The sequence below is a fragment of the Acinetobacter sp. AYS6 genome, assembly GCF_025630795.1.
Taxonomy (GTDB): Bacteria; Pseudomonadota; Gammaproteobacteria; order Pseudomonadales; family Moraxellaceae; genus Acinetobacter.
The window spans coordinates 391,415-408,552 of record NZ_JAOTNV010000004.1; the positions used below are offsets into that span (position 1 = coordinate 391,415).

16 protein-coding genes and 1 pseudogene are annotated in these 17,138 nt (G+C 38.9%); 8 read left to right on the forward strand and 9 right to left on the reverse strand.

Going from position 1 to position 17,138, the window contains the following annotated elements; all coding sequences use genetic code 11:
- The first annotated feature begins 108 nt into the window (after nt 1-108).
- The 4 genes from rpoH (at nt 109) to OD757_RS02725 (ending at nt 2,461) form a co-directional block, all read left to right on the forward strand.
- Entirely contained in the window at nt 109-975 is an 867-nt protein-coding gene (rpoH, locus tag OD757_RS02710; RefSeq protein ID WP_004791254.1) for an RNA polymerase sigma factor RpoH, read from the forward strand.
- 110 nt (nt 976-1,085) lie between these two features.
- Nucleotides 1,086-1,451 carry a DUF423 domain-containing protein gene (locus OD757_RS02715; protein ID WP_263030779.1) on the forward strand — a complete coding sequence of 122 codons (366 nt, stop codon included), beginning with the start codon at nt 1,086-1,088 and terminating at the stop codon, nt 1,449-1,451.
- Nucleotides 1,452-1,464: 13 nt separating this feature from the next.
- Complete coding sequence (gene thiS, locus OD757_RS02720; RefSeq protein ID WP_042897149.1) at nt 1,465-1,662, forward strand: sulfur carrier protein ThiS; 198 nt, start codon at nt 1,465-1,467, stop codon at nt 1,660-1,662.
- Nucleotides 1,663-1,675: 13 nt separating this feature from the next.
- Complete coding sequence (locus OD757_RS02725; protein ID WP_001154366.1) at nt 1,676-2,461, forward strand: thiazole synthase; 786 nt, start codon at nt 1,676-1,678, stop codon at nt 2,459-2,461.
- 205 nt (nt 2,462-2,666) lie between these two features.
- Here the strand turns inward: OD757_RS02725 and yaaA are convergent, their stop codons facing one another.
- Nucleotides 2,667-3,446, reverse strand: coding sequence for a peroxide stress protein YaaA (gene yaaA / locus OD757_RS02730; RefSeq protein WP_263030780.1), 780 nt, complete (start codon nt 3,444-3,446; stop codon nt 2,667-2,669).
- A 124-nt stretch (nt 3,447-3,570) separates the two neighbouring features.
- On the opposite strand from yaaA, the gene OD757_RS02735 reads away from it, so the two are divergent.
- Nucleotides 3,571-4,203 carry an alpha/beta hydrolase gene (locus OD757_RS02735; protein WP_263030781.1) on the forward strand — a complete coding sequence of 211 codons (633 nt, stop codon included), beginning with the start codon at nt 3,571-3,573 and terminating at the stop codon, nt 4,201-4,203.
- A 198-nt stretch (nt 4,204-4,401) separates the two neighbouring features.
- The gene (locus OD757_RS02740; protein ID WP_263030782.1) at nt 4,402-5,370 is read left to right on the forward strand and encodes a ribonuclease Z; all 969 of its coding nucleotides are present in this window, start codon (nt 4,402-4,404) and stop codon (nt 5,368-5,370) included.
- 95 nt (nt 5,371-5,465) lie between these two features.
- On the opposite strand, the gene OD757_RS02745 is transcribed toward OD757_RS02740, so the two are convergent.
- From OD757_RS02745 to pheA, 4 genes are all read right to left on the reverse strand, one after another.
- Nucleotides 5,466-6,926: an aminoacyl-histidine dipeptidase gene (locus OD757_RS02745; protein ID WP_263030783.1), complete on the reverse strand. Its 1,461-nt coding sequence runs from the start codon at nt 6,924-6,926 to the stop codon at nt 5,466-5,468.
- A gap of 170 nt (nt 6,927-7,096) precedes the next feature.
- On the reverse strand, nt 7,097-7,480 hold the full coding sequence (locus OD757_RS02750) for a hypothetical protein (protein ID WP_005068294.1): 384 nt from the start codon (nt 7,478-7,480) through the stop codon (nt 7,097-7,099).
- Between the two features lie 127 nt (nt 7,481-7,607).
- Nucleotides 7,608-9,854: a bifunctional prephenate dehydrogenase/3-phosphoshikimate 1-carboxyvinyltransferase gene (locus tag OD757_RS02755; RefSeq protein ID WP_263030784.1), complete on the reverse strand. Its 2,247-nt coding sequence runs from the start codon at nt 9,852-9,854 to the stop codon at nt 7,608-7,610.
- Between the two features lie 107 nt (nt 9,855-9,961).
- Complete coding sequence (gene pheA / locus OD757_RS02760) at nt 9,962-11,071, reverse strand: prephenate dehydratase (RefSeq protein WP_003650703.1); 1,110 nt, start codon at nt 11,069-11,071, stop codon at nt 9,962-9,964.
- Nucleotides 11,072-11,240: 169 nt separating this feature from the next.
- Between pheA and OD757_RS02765 the strand changes: the two are divergent.
- A pseudogene (locus tag OD757_RS02765) lies at nt 11,241-11,420 on the forward strand (hypothetical protein); the annotation flags it as partial.
- On the opposite strand, the gene OD757_RS02770 reads toward OD757_RS02765, so the two are convergent.
- Together OD757_RS02770 and OD757_RS02775 are read right to left on the reverse strand one after the other, a co-directional pair.
- Entirely contained in the window at nt 11,417-12,562 is a 1,146-nt protein-coding gene (locus tag OD757_RS02770) for an acyl-CoA dehydrogenase family protein (protein WP_263030785.1), read from the reverse strand. The pseudogene OD757_RS02765 and the gene OD757_RS02770 sit on opposite strands and share 4 nt — an antisense overlap.
- A gap of 161 nt (nt 12,563-12,723) precedes the next feature.
- A complete protein-coding gene (locus tag OD757_RS02775; RefSeq protein ID WP_009389883.1) occupies nt 12,724-14,082 on the reverse strand; it encodes a dicarboxylate/amino acid:cation symporter in 1,359 nt (452 codons plus the stop codon).
- Nucleotides 14,083-14,586: 504 nt separating this feature from the next.
- On the opposite strand from OD757_RS02775, the gene OD757_RS02780 reads away from it, so the two are divergent.
- Nucleotides 14,587-15,603, forward strand: a complete 1,017-nt coding sequence (locus OD757_RS02780; RefSeq protein WP_263030786.1) for a glycosyl transferase family protein — start codon at nt 14,587-14,589, stop codon at nt 15,601-15,603.
- Nucleotides 15,604-15,801: 198 nt separating this feature from the next.
- Here the strand turns inward: OD757_RS02780 and OD757_RS02785 are convergent, their stop codons facing one another.
- Together OD757_RS02785 and OD757_RS02790 are read right to left on the reverse strand one after the other, a co-directional pair.
- Nucleotides 15,802-16,074 carry a YeaC family protein gene (locus OD757_RS02785; RefSeq protein WP_004791223.1) on the reverse strand — a complete coding sequence of 91 codons (273 nt, stop codon included), beginning with the start codon at nt 16,072-16,074 and terminating at the stop codon, nt 15,802-15,804.
- Nucleotides 16,071-16,979, reverse strand: a complete 909-nt coding sequence (locus tag OD757_RS02790; RefSeq protein WP_004791221.1) for an NAD(+) kinase — start codon at nt 16,977-16,979, stop codon at nt 16,071-16,073. Before OD757_RS02790 ends, OD757_RS02785 begins: the two co-directional genes overlap by 4 nt.
- Between the last annotated feature and the right edge of the window lie 159 nt (nt 16,980-17,138).

Consider the following 17,138-nt stretch of genomic DNA (forward strand, 5'->3'; position numbering starts at 1 on the left):
AATTGCATAAAATTTTACATTTCTCTACCCAATTTTCCTTAATTATGAAGCTGATTCAAATTAAGATGAATTTATTGGTTATCCCATCCGATCCTACAAGGAGAAATCATGAGTGACAGCAGCAATCAATTGATGCCCCTGTCATTGTCTGCGCCCGGTGTAAACCTTGGTGCATATATCAGTACTGTCAATCAGATTCCTATTTTAACGGCCGAGCAAGAAAAAGAACTTGCTGAACGTTATTATTATGACCAAGATCTTGATGCCGCAAAAATGCTGGTAATGTCGCATTTACGTTTCGTCGTTCACATTGCGCGCAGCTATGCAGGTTATGGCCTACCACAAGGCGACCTTATTCAAGAAGGTAATTTAGGCTTAATGAAAGCCGTGAAGCGTTTCGACCCAAATATGGGCGTACGTCTTGTATCCTTTGCCGTCCACTGGATTAAGGCAGAAATTCACGAATACGTTATTCGTAACTGGCGTATTGTCAAAATTGCAACGACCAAAGCTCAGCGTAAATTATTTTTCAATTTACGTAGTTTAAAAAAATCGAGTAAAAAATTAACGCTCGAAGAAGCTCAATCGATTGCGAATGACTTAAATGTTACTGCAGAACAAGTTCTGGAGATGGAAGGTCGTTTAACCGCTTATGATGCTGCTTTTGAAGCTCAAGGCGACGACGATGATGATACTCCACATACTGCACCTGCATTGTATCTCGAAGATAACCGCTATGATCCCGCACGTTTAGTCGAAAATGAAGACTGGGAAGAGCAAAGTACATCTGCTTTACATGATGCAATGGATCAGTTAGATGACCGTTCGCGTAATATTTTACAACGTCGTTGGTTAGATGATGACAAGTCTACTCTCCACGAGTTAGCGGCCGAATATAATGTATCAGCAGAGCGTATTCGCCAGCTTGAAAAGAATGCAATGGAAAAAATTAAAATTGCCATGTCTGCAAGCTAAAATAAGTTTAAAAATAAAAGGGCGATTAGCCCTTTTGTTTTATCTGGCTATGTTTAGCCAACCCAATCTATGATAACGTTGCTGTTCATTATTCATTTGCGTTTTTTGTTATGTGGATTGCCATTTCAGCCCTTAATCTTGCCTTTGCAGTCATGTTGGGTGCTTTTGGAGCACATGGTCTTAAAGCTCATGCGAGTCCTGAGCAACTTGTTTGGTGGCATACTGCAACCGACTATTTTTTCTACCATGCTTTAGGTCTCTTAGCACTTGGTATTTTAAGCAAAGTCATCCTTACGTTCCCCATTAAATTGCCATTCATATTGATTCAAATCGGTATTTTATTCTTCTGTGGTTCACTCTATATCATGGCGCTTGGATTACCGAGAATTTTAGGGGCAATTACCCCAATTGGTGGAGCATTTATGATAGTTGGCTGGCTCGTTTTGGCTTGGAATGCCCTCAAATACGCAAAATAATTGGAATGTGATCATGCAAATTTATTTAAATGGCGAATTAACGGACACGCCTTGTCAAAACCTAATGCAGCTCATTCAGGCTTTGGCACTTGAAGGAAAAAGATTTGCGGTCGAATACAACCAGCAAATTATTCCAAAAAGCAAATTAGAGCAAATCACTATTGCTCAACATGACCGTATCGAAATTATTCACGCTGTTGGCGGCGGCTAAGTCGGAGTTATCCATGCAAGACACCCCTCTCATTATTGGTTCACGTTCTTTTCAATCTCGTTTATTGGTAGGAACTGGCAAATATAAAGACTTAAATGAAACAGATTTAGCAATTCAAGCGAGTGGTGCAGAAATCGTTACTGTCGCAATCCGCCGTGTGAATATTGGACAAAATCCAGATCAACCCAATTTACTGTCTGTCATTCCACCAGAAAAGTATACAATTTTGCCAAATACCGCAGGTTGTTTTGATGCTGATAGCGCAGTACGTACTTGTATGCTAGCGCGTGAGCTACTCGATGGTCATAACTTGGTAAAGCTTGAAGTTTTGGGTGACGAAAAGACGTTATATCCCAATGTAACCGAAACTTTAAAAGCCGCACGTACTTTGATTGATGACGGTTTTGAGATTATGGTCTACACCTCTGATGATCCGATCATTGCTCAAGAACTTGAAAGTATGGGCTGTGTTGCGATTATGCCTTTAGGTAGTCTAATTGGTTCAGGTTTAGGTATCTTAAACCCACATACTATTTCAATTATTAAAGAAAATGCAAAAGTGCCAGTTTTGGTAGATGCAGGCGTTGGTACAGCAAGTGATGCAGCTATTGCTATGGAACTTGGTTGTGATGGCGTACTCATGAATACAGCAATTGCAGCTGCTCAAAATCCTATTTTGATGGCTTCTGCAATGAAAAAAGCTGTTGAAGCTGGACGTGAAGCATTTTTAGCTGGACGTATGCCACGTAAGCGTATGGCAAATGCAAGCTCCCCAGAAACAGGTTATTTCTTTAAATAATTATTAATTTTGCCCAAATGTTAAAGCACGATAACAAAAGCTATCGTGCCTAGTGCCGTGGATGCCACTTTTGAACAGGGGCCACATGGATGTGCCCTCTGTTCAACAAAGGTTTTGTTACTTTTGACCTTTCAAAAGTAAGGCAGAGTTTAATAAATTAAACATGAGACCAAAGGCCGTATGGCACGTGAAATTATTAATTTAATTAAGCCACTTGCTCATCACGCTTAAATACCAACTCTTTTGCTGATGAATTCTCAGCATCAAAGTAGTACCCGTCTGTATTGAACGCTTTAATATCCTCAGCTTTATTTAATTGGTTCTCAATCATAAAACGAGCCATTAAGCCGCGTGCTTTTTTCGCATAGAAACTAATGACTTTATATTTGCCATTTTTCTGGTCAAGAAAAACAGGCTTTACAATTTCAGCCTTAATTCTCTTTTCATTGACCGATTTGTAATACTCATCTGAAGCTAAGTTTACAAGTAATTCAGAATTTATTGCTGCCAAATCTTCATTAATCTGGTTTGTGATAATTTCACCCCAGAATTCATACAAATTATGACCACGTAAATTTTTTAATTTAGTGCCCATCTCAAGACGATAAGGCATCATTAAATCTAAAGGACGCAATAAACCATATAGACCAGAGAGCATACGTAAATGCTGCTGAGCAAAATCAATATCTTTGTCTGTTAAGTGATAAGCATCTAAACCCGTATAGACATCACCTTTAAACGCATAAATTGCCTGACGGGCATTTGAAAAATCAAATTCGGGATTCCAGTCTCTGAATCGGTCTGCATTTAGTGTGGCAATTTTTTCACTGACACTCATTAAACTTGCAATTTCCGAAGCAGAAAGTTTACGGCAAACATCAATTAATTGCGCTGAGTGTTCTAACAAGCGAGGCTGAGTAAACTCATCTGTAGGTAACGCTGTTTCATAATCCAAAGTTTTTGCAGGAGAAATTAAAGCAAGCATAGATAACCTGAAAAATTATTCTTAATACCAACTATAACAGTAGATATTTTTTAATGCTAACTCGTGTTTTCAATGACGACTATCGGTAAAATAGCATCACGTATTGTTATTTAGCGGTTCTTATATGTCTGAGCAAACTTTCATCCAGGGTCCAGTAGGTAAAATTGAACTTTTCGTTGACCGCCCTGAAGGTGAAATCAAAGGCTTTGCGGTTGTTTGTCATCCGCACCCATTGCAAGGTGGAACCCCTCAACATAAAGTCCCTGCCCTTTTAACCCAAATCTTTAATGAATATGGTTGCATTGTTTATCGCCCGAGTTTCCGTGGCTTAGGTGGCAGTGAAGGTATTCATGACGAAGGTCATGGTGAAACTGAAGATATCTTAGCTGTCATTGAACATGTTCGTAAGCTTCATGAAGGCCTACCATTTTATGCAGGTGGTTTCAGTTTCGGTTCACATGTTTTGGCAAAATGCTTTGCCCAGCTTAGTCCCGAATTACGACCTATACAATTAATTCTATGCGGCTTACCAACCGCTACTGTAGTAGGCTTGCGCCACTATAAAACCCCTGAAATTCAAGGTGATATTCTACTCATTCATGGAGAGCAAGATGACATTACCTTGCTTTCAGATGCAATTGCATGGGCCAAACCGCAGAAGCATCCAATTACGATTTTACCGGGTGCTAACCACTTCTTTACAGGCTATTTAAAACAGCTTCGCCAAATCATTACACGCTTTATTATTATGAAATAAAGTGTATTTGATGGGCATAGATTGAGTCTATGTCCATCATCTTATGAGCACTGTAACTGCTAAAAATTATTCCAACTTAATCCAAAACGGGCCAAATATTTTTTTACTCGGTCGCTATCATTTGTTCACCATAATTTCTATAAAATTTTATAAGTGTCTATAATCTCTCTAAACATTTGACTAAAAAATTCCAACAATATGCTTCATTTTACTTTTTTAGGTACTTCTTCAGGTGTACCTACTCTGACACGTAATGTTTCAGGATTAGCAATTCGTAATAGTAAAAATAAGGACTGGATTTTAGTTGATGCTGGTGAAGGTACGCAGCACCGCATTCAACAAGCCAGACTTTCTCTACAAAACCTAGTTGCCATTTGTATTACACACGTTCATGGCGACCATTGTTATGGCCTAATTGGTTTATTGGCAAGTGCAGGCATGAATGCCCGCAGCAAACCGTTAATAGTGATTGCGCCGAAAGAAATTCAACAATGGTTTGAAATCACCGCCCAACTTACAGATTTACATTTACCCTATTCAATCGAATTTATTGATGTTAATGAGGCATTCGAACCACATCGACTCACCAATGAACTATTAGTTCAGGCGCATCCACTTAGTCATCGTGTTCCAAGTTTTGCCTTTAGTATTTATATGAAATCGACGCAAAAAAAGTTAGACATTCAAACTTTAACTCAGCTTGGTGTACCCAAAGGTGATATGTGGGGGCATTTAAAACGAGGCTACGATGTTGAGTTTGAAGGGAGAAGTTTAAAAGCGAAAGACTTTATCAAATTTCAAAATCAGCAAATTCATGCAATTATAGGCGGTGATAATGACCAACCTGAACTATTAGCAGACGTTTGCAAAGATGCTCAACTACTTATTCACGAATCGACTTATTTGCAAACAGTTTTAGATAAAGTAGGCAAAGGACCAATGCACAGTTCTGCAAAAATGGTGGCTGAATTTGCAGAACAGCAATCTTTAAGTAATTTAATTCTGACGCATTTTAGCCCTAGACATCAGGATAAAGCTGGGCAGCAAGCTATTGCAGAAGAAGTTCGCCAGTTTTATAAAGGTCATTTTTATTTAGCGAATGATTTTGATGAGTTTTCTTTAAACGAAGCTGGACAGCTTTTAAAAATCGAGAAAAAATCATGTTAGCTATAAAATCGAATTTATAGAATTAGGTACGAATAATTTTCACGTAAAGGTTAAAGTTTAAGAAGCTCTTTACAGAGCTTCTTATTTATAAAAAACTACTCTACAGATGCCAAAGCTGTTACCAACAGCTTCCAGCATTTCTCTACAGTATCAACTTTGACTCGTTCGCCTGGTGCATGCGCCCCCTGAATATCTGGACCAAACGAAACCATCTGTAAATCTGGATAATGCTCGGCAATAATCCCACATTCTAAACCCGCATGAATTACTTTTAGATTCGGCTCAATGTTAAATGCCTTTTGATAGGCTTGTTGTAGGCACTTTAGAGCAGCCGAATCTGGGTTTGGTGTCCACCCCGAAACTAAGGGCGTGAGTGCAGAAGCGATATTAAATTGACTAAAATGTGCCTGAATTTTTTCTGCAAAATCTTGAGCTTCTTGATTCAACATTGAGCGGACCATTAAGACAGCTTTTCCACCTTCTCGATTTAGTTTTACCACTCCAATGTTATTTGAAGTTTCAACTACATCTGGTAAAGCTTGACTCATACTTGCAACGCCGTAAGGGCTTGTTGCTACAGCTTGTAACCACTCGTTTTGCTGCTGTTGAGCAATCACTTGATTCACTTCAACACTTGTAGGTTGAATAGTTAATTGTAAGTTGTCATCAATACCTTGTAACTGTTGTTTCCATGTCATTTGATATTCAGCAAGTAATTTTTCTAATTCGGATAATTGGTTAGACGAAATTGCAATGGTTGCCACTGCTTCTCGAGGTAAAGCATTACGAGCTGTACCACCTGTAAACTCAATAAGTCGTCCACCAAGCTTTGCTAAATACTCATTTAAAAAGCGGGCCAGAATAACGTTGGCATTACCACGTCCTAAATGAATATCTACACCAGAGTGACCACCTTGAAGACCAGCTACCTGAATATTTACAACTGTCAAATTTTCAGAAATTGGTTCATACGTAAGTGGTTGCTCAACTTCAACATCTATACTGCCAGCACAGCCGAGATATAACTCGCCCCACTCTTCTGTATCAATATTAAATAACCATTTTCCTTTTAGCACACCTGCCTGTAAAAGCCGTGCACCACTCATACCTGCTTCTTCATCAACAGTTAAAAGAACTTCAATTGGTCCATGAGCAATATCATTTGAGTCTAAAACTGCCAAAGCTAAAGCTACCCCTATGCCATTGTCTGCACCTAAAGTAGTATCTTTAGCAATTAACCAGCCATCTTCAAGGATTGGACGAATTGGGTCTTTAAAGAAATCGTGTACTGTGCCAGTGTTGGCTTGTGTAACCATATCTAAATGGCCTTGAAGAATGACCCCAGACACATGTTCTTTACCCGCAGTCGCATTCTTACGAATAATTAAATTACCGACTTCATCTATGTAAGTTTCTAAATTTCGACTTTCAGCCCAGTTTTTTAAAAACCCACGAAGCTGTTGTTCATGCTTTGAGGGACGAGGAATAGTGCAAAGTGTTTGAAAATGCTGCCAAACCACTTGAGGAGATAATGCTGCAATATCAACTTGTGTCATGAAAACCACACTCTAATTATGTAAATATCTTAATAATTTCAATATACACAATGCATTAAAGATAGGTAGGGATTTCAGGAAAGATTTTGTATTTTTATCTTTAATCTAAAGAGACTGTACGGCTTTCTTTAAAAGCCGTACTTCATGAATAAGTCTTAACAATCGTATGCTTAATTTTTCCATTCAAATGCTGAAAAGCTATGATCAGCTTTCAAACTATTTTCAACGGCCTGCGCAAGCTGACGAATAATGCTTTGTGTTTCGATTTTCTCAAACCAATCTTGTTCTTCATCAGGATTGGCAGAGATTTCACACATCAAATGCCCTTCATGGTCTGTTTTCTGACAAGTAATAGATAATGGCAAAAGATGATTATCTATACTGACTTCTACCTTTTCATGTTCATGCACAATGTGCTGTGCATCAAAACCGTAATGCCCCAATTGCTTAAATAATAAAGCCGCTACATATTCTTGAGTGATATGGCATTCATTTGGTGGATGATCAAGCACCCCATGCTGCGGGCAACTGGCAATAAATTGTAATTTTTTCATCCTTTGTCCTAACACTTTTATCATTATCTGCGCTTAGCATAAGCAATAAACAAACAGCAGCCAAGCCTTTAGCCCGCTGCTGCCGTTGCTATTGTGTTAGCAATTATAAAATGTGTTAGATCAAAAGTTATTGGCTAACTTCAATCGTTAAGCCTGCACGATTCGCCAACTCAGTAAAAGTTGGGAAGCTTGTCGCCACAGTTTCAGTACCATGAATTGTAATCGGACCAGAGTTACGTAGACCTGCCATACTAAAGCTCATGGCAATACGGTGGTCATGATGTGATTCGATTTCACCACCAGCAAAGATTGGTGACCAATCACCTGACTTACCCTTACCTTCGATAATGATGCCATCATCAGTTGGCGTGCAGTCAATGCCCATGATTTTTAAACCATCTGCCATAACCTGAATACGGTCAGACTCTTTCACACGAAGCTCTGCTGCACCAGTCAATACCGTTTGTCCTTCGGCACAAGCTGCTGCAATAAATAAAGCTGGGAATTCATCAATTGCTAAAGGTACTTGGTCTTCAGGCATATGGATGCCTTTAAGCGTGCGTGAACCTTTAATATGAATATCAGCAATAGGTTCGCCACCAGCAATACGTTCATTTTCAACAGTTAGGTCAGCACCCATCTGTTTTAAAATTTCAATTACGCCAGTACGTGTTGGGTTAATACCTACAGCTTCCAGAATAACATCAGAACCCTCAGTAATTGCAGCACCCACCATAAAGAAAGCAGCTGATGAAATGTCTGATGGTACTTGAATATCAGTACCCACTAATTTTCCGCCACCAACAAGAGAAATCTTGTTGCCTTCGGTTTTAACATCATAACCAAATGCACGAAGCATGCGCTCTGTATGGTCACGAGTTGGCTCTGGTTCAGTTACCGAAGTTTCACCTTCAGCCCACAAACCCGCAAGTAAAATACCAGACTTCACCTGAGCAGACGCCATTGGTAAGTCGTATTGAATGCCTTTTAATTGCTGGCTACCCGTAATGCTGACAGGTGGGGTACCTTTCTCACCTGTCGTTTGGATTTGCGCACCCATTAAACGTAATGGTTTAGCAATACGCTCCATTGGACGTTTAGAAAGTGAAGCGTCACCTGTCATGACTGAGTCAAACTTTTGCGCTGATAACATGCCTGAAAGCAAACGCATGCTTGTACCAGAGTTACCCATATACAATGCACTTGCTGGCGCTTTTAAACCATGCATGCCTACGCCATGAATAGTCACTTCACCATTTTTAGGGCCTTCAATGCTTACGCCCATATCACGGAAAGCTTGCAAAGTTGCCAAAGCATCTTCACCTTCAAGGAAGCCAGTGACATGGGTAGTGCCTTCGGCAATAGCACCAAACATAATGGAGCGATGTGACACAGATTTGTCACCCGGTACGGTAAATTTACCTTTAAAAGTTTTATTTCCCGGTAAGATACTGAATTGCTGTGTCACCTTATTTTTCTCCATTAAAGGTTTTTTGGCTAACATATGATTGAAATGCTGACGTGCTGCCTGAGCATGGCCGAGTAATCCCATTAATGCATGAGAGTCTTCGTTTTCAATCAATTTTCTAAGTACGGTAAGTTGCTTTTCGAAGCCATCTACAGCATTTAATATCGCTGTTTTATTAGCAAAGAAAATGTCATGCCACATTTGAGGATCACTAGCCGCAATTCGCGAGAAGTCACGGAAACCACCTGCTGCATAACGGAAAATATCAAGATTATCTTCACGGTTTGCAAGTTGCTCGACCAAATTAAATGCCATTAAATGTGGTAGATGACTCGTATGTGCCAATACCTCATCATGCTTGGCAACATCCATACAAATGACTTCAGCTTTAGCAGCTGACCACAGTTGAATCAGTTTATCAACTGCCCATTCTGCGCTTGTCGGTAACGGCGTTAAAATTACTTTGTGATTTGCAAAGAGATCAATCTTACCCGCATGAACACCCGTGTGTTCACTACCCGCGATAGGATGCCCCGGTACAAAACCTGCTGGTAAATTTTCACCAAATACAGCTTTTGCTGCATCAACGACATTACCTTTTGTACTTCCCACATCAGTTAAAATTGTGGTTTCTGACAAATAAGGTTTAATTTGCTCAAGCACTTTTTGCGTAGCGCGCACTGGCAAGGCTAAAACGACTAAATCTGCCCCTTTAACGGCTTCAACAGGATCAGAAAATCCTTCTTGTATTAAGCCAAGTGATTTTGCATCTTCTAAAGTTTTCTGTGAGCGTGTAGATGCAACAACTGTTGTGGCCAACTTTTCTGCAATAATAACACGAGCTAAACTCGATCCGATGAGTCCTAAACCAATAAATGCAACTTTTTTAAATAGGGGTTGTGACATAACTTCAACTTTGCTTTTGCTCAAAGATATTTAAACCATTGAGCAATTTGTTTTTAAGCATAATGACATGCTTATCTTGATGCATGTCATTATTCCAACATAAGTGATTACAGAACAGCGGCAGGATAAGAACCTAAAATACGAATCTCTTTCACCATTGGGCGAATATCATTAATCGCAGCAGCAACATTTTCTTGTTCGATATGACCTTCTAAATCGATAAAGAATACGTATGCCCACTTTTCAGGCAACGCTGGACGAGTTTCAATACTTGTTAAGCTAATATTATGTTTTGCAAATGGTGCTAAAATTTCTAATAAAGCACCCGCACGGTCATGTGCTGAAATCAATAACGATGTTTTATCATTACCGCTTTGTGGAATTTTTTCACGGCCAATCACTAAGAAACGCGTGGTATTTTCCGGATTATCTTCAATATTGCTATGTAAGATTTCAAGGTTATACATGCCTGCTGCAATATCAGATGCAATCGCTGCCGAATGCCATTCGTTGCGAATACGGCGCGCAGCTTCTGCATTTGAGTTTAAAGCAACACGCTCAACACCCGGATAATGCGCATCTAACCATTGGCGACATTGAGCCAAAGTTTGCTGATGAGCATAAATCTGCTTAATACTGTCTTTTCGTGTATTTTCAGAAACGAGGAATTGATGATGAATACGTAATTCAACTTCACCAATCACATTTAAATTCGATGTTTTAAAGCAATCTAAGGTATGGTTTACAACACCTTCAGATGAGTTCTCAACTGGAACTACACCATAATGTGCACTACCTGCCTCCACTTCACGGAAGACTTCATCAATCGTTGGAAGTGGGCGTACAACAGCATCCTTACCAAAATGCTTAAGCACAGCAGATTGTGTAAAAGTACCTTCTGGCCCTAAAAATGCAATACTTTGCGGTGCTTCTAAAGCAAGGCAAGCAGACATAATTTCACGGAACAAACGCGCCATGGTTACATCAGACAAAGGACCTTGGTTACGCTCCATAACTTTACGTAAAACCTGCGCTTCACGTTCAGGACGATAAAACAAAGGATTCTCTTCGGAAGCAAATTTAGCTTTCGCAACAGCTTCAGCAAGGCTTGCGCGTCGATTTAATAATTCTTGAATCTGTTGATCCACGCTATCAATATCTTCGCGAATTTGTTCTAAACTAAGAGAAGTCGTTTTGTTTTGATCATCGTTGATCATTGGAATGCAGCCTCAGTAAAATCATCTTTTGAACGAGAGTATAACAATAGTCTGCTTTGATTTGTTAGGCAATATAGCTGTAAGAGCTTTTTTCATTAACCTTTTTGCTCACATTTCTTGAATTATCTTATTTGATAATGATTTTCACTTACTTTTCTTTGGGCCATTTTATAACCCTGCTGAACAGCATATTATGAATTTGTATATGAGCCCACCCAAAGCGTTTATGTTTGCTTCGTGTCAAAACCTAGAAAGCTGTAAATCATTATTTGATGGGCCATTACCAAAACAGCTAAATAATAAAAAAGCCTACTCAAAGGTAGGCTTTTTTTTAAATCTATTTAATTAGGCTTTGCCAATTAATCCACGGGCTACGATTTCTTTCATAATTTCATTTGTACCACCGTAAATACGTTGGATACGGGCATCTACAAAGAAACGTGAAATTGGATATTCAGTCATATAACCATAACCACCAAAAAGTTGGAGTAAGTTGTCTGCGACCTTCATTTGCATATCACTACTGAAACTTTTCAATGCCGCAGCTGTTTCTACATCTAGTTTGCCTTCTTGATATAAAGCCACATTTCTTTCATAAAAAGCCGCTGTTGCAAGCTCATCAATTTTTGCTTGTGCTAAAACAAAACGTGTATTTTGGAATTGTGAAATGGGTTGACCAAATGCTTGGCGCTCTTTTACATAAGCTGTTGCCAAATCAATCGCACCGCGAATAGCTCCAATTGCAGTAGATGCAATTGCAGTACGTTCACGAGGTAACTCTTGCATTAAATAAGCAAAACCTTGCCCAGCTTGACCAAGTAACTGGTTTTTAGGTACTTTCACATTGTCAAAAAACAACTCAGATGTATCTTGAGAATGTAGACCGATTTTGTCTAAATTTGTGCCTTTCTTAAAGCCTTCCAGATGTGTATCTGCCAATAATAATGACACACCTTTTGCACGTGCTTGGGGATCAGTTTTTACTGCAAGTACAACAAGATCAGCATGCTGTCCATTTGAAATAAAGGTTTTTGAACCATTTAATAAATAGTGATCGTCTTGCAAAATAGCACTGGTACGCATTGATTGTAAATCCGAGCCTGCTCCAGGTTCAGTCATACCAATTGCACCAACAACTTCACCTGTTACCATTTTCGGTAACCAATGTTGTTTTTGCTCTTCTGTCCCGATATGTAAAATATAAGGTGCAGCAATTTCAGAGTGACAAGAAATAGCTGTCGATAATGCACAAAAACCAGCACGTGCAGACTCTTCAACCAACATTAATGAATAGTAGGTCGGAACTCCATAACCACCATATTCTTCTGGAATATCCACACATAAATAGCCATTTTCACCCAGTTGATTCCAAACTGAACGAGGCATGATTCCTTCGCGTTCCCATTGGTCGTAGTGCGGTGCAATATACTCACTCATAAAACGTTTAAAATTATCACGGAATAATTCTAAATCTGCATCGTATGCCAACATAATATTTTCCTTCAGCTTTATTGTTTTATCGAATCTCATTGCTGTGCATGCTAATCATTTTTTTAGCAACTGTCATGGCATAGCTGCTCATTAAAACTGTACTTTTCAGTCAGCCAATAAAAAAGGAAGCTTTAGCTTCCTTTTTTATTGGGTTGTTTGAATTAATCTAGACCTTCAGCGACCTGAGGATTTTTTGGTTCCATCATTTTTCTGTCGACTTCATCTGGATTATTTAAGGCATCATTGAGTTTATCTTTATCTAAAGCACCGACCCATTTAGCAACAACAATTGTCGCTAAAGAGTTACCAACAAGGTTAGTTAAAGCACGTGCTTCTGACATGAAACGGTCAATACCTAAAATCAATGCCAAACCTGCAACTGGAATATGACCTACAGCAGACAAAGTTGCCGCCATAACAATGAAACCAGAGCCAGTTACACCCGCCGCACCCTTAGATGAAATTAAGAGCACTAACAACAAAGTGATCTGATGTTGAATATCAAGCTGTGTATTTGTTGCTTGAGCAATAAAGATTGCAGCCATGGTCAAATAAATTGACGTTCCATCTAGGTTAAATGAATAACCTGTTGGAATAACCAAACCAACTACAGACTTTTCACAACCTGCAATTTCGAGTTTACGTAACATGCGAGGTAAAACAGATTCAGAAGAAGATGTACCAAGTACAATTAAGAGTTCTTCACGAATCATGCGAATCATTTTGAGGATACTGAATCCACTCATACGGCTGATTGTACCCAAAATCAAGAAGATAAAGAGTAGACACGTAACATAGAAGCAGAGAATGAGTTGCCCTAATTGTACAAGTGAACCAACACCATATTTACCGATGGTAAACGCCATAGCACCGAATGCACCAATCGGAGCCAGTTTCATAATCATGTTCACAATGTTAAAGAACACATGTGCAACTTGATCAATAAATTTTAAAACTGGGCGTCCTGCATCACCTAACTTATGTAAAGCAAAACCAAAAAGAATTGCAAAAAGAAGGACCTGTAAGATTTCACCATTTGCAAATGCGCCAACAACCGTATCTGGGATGATGTGCATTAAGAAATCAATGGTAGATTGTGACTCACCAGAACTGACGTATTTTTGAATGCCCGAAGTGTCTAGAGTTGTAGGGTCAATATTCATCCCTACACCCGGTTTAGCAATGTTAATTACAACAAGGCCAATCAGAAGTGCAATTGTTGAAACAACTTCAAAATATAACAACGCAACGCCGCCAGTTTTTCCGACTGACTTCATGCTTTCCATGCCAGCAATACCGCTGACTACGGTACAGAAAATAACGGGTGCGATGATCATCTTGATCAAACGAATAAAGGCATCACCTAATGGCTTGAGTTTCTCACCTAAACCTGGGATATGTTGTTCGACACCATTGACAATTTGCGTTGAGCTTGGGGAAAAATGCCCTACCAAAACACCCGCAATAATCGCAATAATCACCTGAAAATAAAGTGATTTATAAATCGGTTTTTTAGCCATAACTTTACTTCAATCTATATTTCCAAGTCCGTTGGAAATACCAAAATGAAACGTCTATTCTTTACGAATACACAGCCCTAACCTTTCACATGAACACCGCAAAAGGGAAACGGTTCTTTGTAAACAAAAAACCTTCCTACTACCTCAATGAAAACAAAAAAGCTGTTTTCTAAAACAGGAGAATACCTGAAGTTTCTAACTACTTTGAGTTGTTAGAAATAACCTCTTACTTTTTCAATAAAAAGCTGAAGATATAGGAGAATCACAGAAAATTATGATATGAGTGCTCAAAAAAGCACGAGAAAGTGTACTCGAATTAAATTATGATTCGGTTAAATTTTTAGCTAATACGCATAAAAAACACTCATGCAGCCCTAAGACTTTAGTATAAGAAACACTTTTGATATTTTTTCGACAGTTTTTTATGTCATATTGATTAAATATTTGTGGACATTTCATTTTGAGTTGCCTGCATCCCATCATTTTTATTGTTTTTGAACTACGATGAATACTAAACGTAATATCTATAAAGATGCTGAACACCCCTTTGCTCAATATGTCCGTATTTTAGGTAAGGGAAAAAGTGGTTCGCGTTCTTTAAGCTATGAAGAAGCTTATCAGGCATTTACCATGATTTTAAAAGGTGAAGTGCTTGATGTTCAGTTAGGCGCTTTTTTGATGCTGCTTCGGGTTAAAGAAGAATCAATTGATGAACTCGCAGGATTTGTTCAAGCCACTAGAGATCAACTCAATTTTCAGCCATTAGACGTCGATTTAGACTGGTCATCTTATGCTGGTAAACGTAAACATTACCCATGGTTTCTTTTAGCAGCGCTCACGCTTGCCCAACATGGCCATAAAATTGTTATGCATGGTGCATCAGGCCACACGCTTAACCGCGTCTATACCGAGCAGGTTTTAGAATATCTGGGTTATCCAATTTGTCACTCTGAACAAGAAGTTCGCACGCAACTCGCAGAACAGAATTTTGCTTATTTACCTTTAGAAGTGATTTCACCCGTTTTGAGTGAACTAATTTCTTTAAGAAATGTGATGGGATTACGCTCACCGATTCATACTTTAGCCCGCTTAATTAATCCTTTTAATGCTAAAGCCACCTTACAAGCAATATTCCATCCTGCCTATAGAACTTCCCATCAACATAGTGCCCTACGCTTAGGCTATCAAAATAGTGCAGTCATTAAGGGTGAAGGTGGTGAATTTGAGCGAAATCCAGACGCAAAAACACTCATTTGTGGTATCAAAAATGGTGAACTCTATGAACATGAGTTACCGAAACTCACACCTGAACGAAGTCCAATTGAAGAAGAGTTAGATTTAGCAACTTTTAAAGCAGTATGGCTAGGTCAACAGCACCATGAATACGGTGAAATGGCAGTAACTGAAACAATGGGAATTGCACTATATACTATGGGGGTTGTTGCTAGTTTTGAAGAAGCGATAGAAAAAGCAAAAGTATTATGGGAAACAAGAAATTCAGGGCTAAAAGATAAAATTTAGTTCATACAGCCTTATACGCTATGTCTTTTCGATATGGTTACATATAGGCAATATTTACTTTTCAAAGATGAAAAGTAACAAAAATCTTTCGTTGAGCAAACAGTACGTTCTTGTACTGTTGCTCAACAGGCGACATCCATGTCGCCCACGCGATAGCAAATGCTAATACGATTTATCTTTTTATTCTAAAATGCTGTTTTAAACAAAACGAATCGGTTTAAACTCAGGTTCATGTTTGTGATGATCATCTTCACAAACCTCACCCTCTTCTTTCGTACCACGGTCAATATAGCCACTACGCTGCTCTTCTGGTAAGTTCTTTAACTCCCAAGCAATTACAGCTTGCATACAAGTTTCACGCTGCTCTTTTGTTAAAACAACGCCATTTGGCCATTTACCAATTTCTACTGCTGTTTTTAAACGCTCTACAATCTCAGGGTTTAAAATAGATAGCATTTGTTCAATATTCATGATTCATCTCTTTGGAAAGATTCAAAATCTTGGTTCCAACCAAGTTTGGTACGGCAGGCCATATAGAAATCATAACCTGGTGGATGCAATAAACTTAGTTTAAATGGATGTTTGCGGATGTGTAAACTATCTCCGACATTCAGCGATATACTATGTTGCCCATCTGCACTTACCATTGGTAACACCCGATTTTCGCGAATAACGATTTTAATTTCGCTTTGTCCACCGACTACGATAGGACGTGATGACAATGTATGTGGATGCATTGGAACTAATGCAATCGCATCCATACTTGGATGTAAAATTGGTCCACCACCTGACAAAGCATACGCTGTTGATCCAGTTGGAGTCGAAACAATTAAACCATCACTGTGCTGGCGATAAACGTATTGCCCATCAATATTGAGCTCAAAGTCGATCATATGTACCGACTTACCGGAATGTAGTACGACATCATTTAAAGCAATGGCATCATAAATGACTTCGCCATTTGTTCGCACTTCCATTTCAAGTAAGAAACGGCGATCAAGTTGAAAGTGTCCTTGAAGGACTTGATCAAGTTTAAAAATGGCTTCTGAGGGTTTGATATCAGTTAAAAAACCTAATCGTCCGCGGTTAATGCCAATAACAGGTGTATTGTAGCGAACTAAAGCTCTTGCCGCATGGAGTAAAGAACCATCACCTCCAACCACAATAACCAAATCAGCAACTTCACCTAATAAATGACGGCTCACGACCTGTGCATGATCATAAGGCACTAATTCAGCAGTTTCCTGATCAAAAATGGGGTTTAAGCCTAGGTTCAACAAATGATCATGAATTAAACATAGTGTTTCTACAACTGATGATTTATCTGGTCGACCGATTAACCCGACGTTTCTGAAGGACTTATGTGAAATTTGCACGAATGAGTAAGCTCCGCTGCGATACTTGCCTATAATAACATTAACCTGATTAATTTAAAAAAACATAACTACAAGATGCTGTAAAATTCAATCTAAGTTTTCCAATTATTCACAGTTTTATCATTGCAAATTGATGACAAGCTATCGCATCATTACAGG